1 protein-coding gene and 2 pseudogenes are annotated in these 1,305 nt (G+C 49.8%); all 3 read left to right on the top strand.

Annotated elements, in window-relative coordinates:
• The coding region (locus QZ506_RS19430) for an IS1 family transposase (protein ID WP_291973248.1) at window positions 1-200 on the top strand (200 nt) is incomplete at its 5' end.
• Window positions 201-389: 189 nt separating this feature from the next.
• Window positions 390-1,023, top strand: a pseudogene (locus tag QZ506_RS19420) (regulatory ATPase RavA LARA domain-containing protein); the annotation flags it as partial.
• A 70-nt stretch (window positions 1,024-1,093) separates the two neighbouring features.
• Window positions 1,094-1,305 (top strand): annotated as a pseudogene (locus QZ506_RS19415) (IS110 family transposase); the annotation flags it as partial.

Here is a 1,305-nt window from a genome sequence, read left to right as displayed (position 1 = left end):
GCTACAGGGCTTACAACGACGAACTTCCAAAAGTAAAACACATTGTTACCAAGCTGTATACACAGCGTATTGAGCGTGCACATCTGACACTGCGTAACCGATTGCAACGGCTCAATCGCAAGACGCTCGGATATTCAAAATCATCCGAAATGCACGACAGGATCATGGGTACTTACATCGAACGCGAGTGCTACGTTTGATGCTACATCAACTCATTGAATACACGACCCGAGCAGCTCATCACCGCACACGCCTATCAGCAACAGGCACTGCTGTTCCGCTTGCAGCAATTAAACGTGAAACTGCAGCAATATCAGCAGCAACAAAGCGAGTTGCAAGCGATCACGGTCGAAAAACAGGAGGCATTTCTCAGCCGTAAAGCCCACTACCTGCTACCGGAAGCGCTGAATAAAGAGACATTAACCGTGGTGTTGCAGCGCCCGCCGGTACTGAATAATATTGATGTGACACATATCGTGTTAGAAAAAAACGCCTTGCAGTTATGGCTGCATAAAGGCGGAGAACGAGACAGCTGCCGGACGATTATGGGATCTCAGCGCGGGAAGATTGATTAAAACCGAGCTGCAAACCCTGATTAACTTCTGCGAATTTCTACAAAAGCAGCCTTCATTGCAGCGCCTGGCCGAGCGTTTAGGTCGCAGCCGGGAAACCAAATCCATTCTCTCCACCGAAGCACCGCGCGAAGCGTTTCGCGTGATGGTTCGTGAACCGGATATGGTGCCAGAGCAAGTGGATGGCATCCATCAACGCGATGATATTCTGCGCCTTCTCACCGCCGAATTGGCCGCAATGGGCATAAAAGAGCTGGAATACGAATTCTATCGTCGCTTGTTGGAACGGCGGTTGCTGACCTATCGGCTACAGGGGGAAAGCTGGTACGAAAAGGTAATAGAGCGTCCGGTTTCACATCAGCAAAACGAACAGCAGCCCAGAGGCCCTTTTATTGTTTGTCTAGATACCTCAGGCTCGATGGGCGGTTTCAATGAACGCTACGCCAAAGCCTAATGAGATGGTCACCCCCACTCTGTGAGCGGTACGCTGACAGGGTGTTTTTCTTTCAGGAGAGGCCATCATGGAAAACGTTACTCTTATTGGTATCGATCTCGGTAAACATTCTTTCCACATTCATTGCTAGGATAAGTCAGGTAAAGCGCTTCTGCGTAAGAAGTTTACGCGCACAAAGCTAATGCAGTTTTTGGCGACGTGCCCATCCTCGGTTGTTGTTATGGAAGCTTGTGCCGGGGCACACTTTATGGCGCGGCGGGTCGTGTATTCAATGAGTTG

The sequence above is a fragment of the Candidatus Symbiopectobacterium sp. genome, assembly GCF_020054415.1.
Classification (GTDB): domain Bacteria; phylum Pseudomonadota; class Gammaproteobacteria; order Enterobacterales; family Enterobacteriaceae; genus Symbiopectobacterium.
This window is presented reverse-complemented; position numbering and strand designations above follow the sequence as displayed.